The 1,218-nt window shown below is 75.4% G+C and carries 1 protein-coding gene and 1 pseudogene; both read left to right on the forward strand.

The window, feature by feature from the left end; all coding sequences use genetic code 11:
* On the forward strand, positions 1-1,001 hold a 1,001-nt coding region (locus PROKR_RS19410; RefSeq protein WP_245605890.1), incomplete at its 5' end, for an AAA family ATPase.
* Positions 1,002-1,008: 7 nt separating this feature from the next.
* Positions 1,009-1,218: pseudogene (locus PROKR_RS35490) on the forward strand (DUF58 domain-containing protein); the annotation flags it as partial.

A 1,218-nucleotide genomic window follows, 5' to 3' on the forward strand; every position in this document is an offset into this window, starting at 1 on the left:
CCGACGCCGCGCCCGCGCCGGCGGCCGCCCCGAGCGCTCCGCCTGCCCCGTCGCAGGAGCTGCGTTCCGCCCTGGCGGCCGTCCGCACGGAGGTGGGCAAGGCCGTCGTCGGACAGGACGCGGCCGTGACCAGCCTGCTCATCGCGCTGCTGTGCCAGGGCCACGTGCTCCTGGAGGGTGTGCCGGGCGTCGCCAAGACGCTCCTGGTCCGCACCCTGGCGGCGGCGCTGAAGCTGGACACCAAGCGCGTCCAGTTCACGCCCGACCTCATGCCCGGTGACGTGACGGGCTCGCTCGTCTACGACGCGCGCACGGCCGAGTTCTCGTTCCGCGAGGGCCCCGTGTTCACCAACCTGGTGCTGGCGGACGAGATCAACCGCACGCCCCCGAAGACCCAGGCGTCCCTGCTCGAGGCGATGGAGGAGCGGCAGGTCTCGGTGGACGGCACGCCCCGGCTGCTGCCCGACCCGTTCCTGGTCATCGCCACCCAGAACCCCGTCGAGTACGAGGGCACCTACCCGCTGCCCGAGGCCCAGCTCGACCGGTTCCTGCTCAAGCTGGTGCTGCCGCTGCCCGAGCGCGACCAGGAGGTCGAGGTCCTGGCCCGGCACGCCGCCGGTTTCGACCCCCGCGACCTGGCCGCCGCCGGGGTCACCCCCGTCGCCGACGCGAGCGTGCTGGAGCGCGCCCGCGCCGAGGTCGCCCTCGTCCAGGTGTCGCGCGAGGTGCTCGGCTACGCGGTCGACGTGTGCCGCGCCACCCGGTTCTCGCCGTCCCTCTCGCTCGGCGTCTCGCCGCGTGGCGCCACCGCGCTGCTGCGCACGGCGCGGGCCTGGGCATGGCTGTCGGGACGCTCGTTCGTGACGCCCGACGACATCAAGGCGCTGGCCCACCCGACGCTGCGGCACCGCGTGCAGCTGCGCGCCGAGGCCGAGCTGGAGGGCGTCACCGCCGAGGGCGTGCTGGACACGGTGCTGGCCTCCGTGCCCGTGCCGCGCTGAGGGCCGCATGGTCGTGACGTGGCGGGCCGCCGCCCTGATGGGGCTCGGCGTGGTGCCCGTACTGATCTGGCCGGCCAACGGGACGGTGCTCATCTGGGCCACGGTCGTGGTCCTGGCGTGCGCGGCCGACGTCGCCCTGGCGGCCTCGCCGCGCCGGGTGGCGGTGCAGAGGCGCGTGCCGGGCTCCGTCCGGCTGCGGTCCGAGGCCACCAGCGAG

Origin of the sequence: Promicromonospora kroppenstedtii DSM 19349 (assembly GCF_000515355.1) — a bacterium.
GTDB classification, from domain to species: Bacteria; Actinomycetota; Actinomycetes; order Actinomycetales; family Cellulomonadaceae; genus Promicromonospora; species Promicromonospora kroppenstedtii.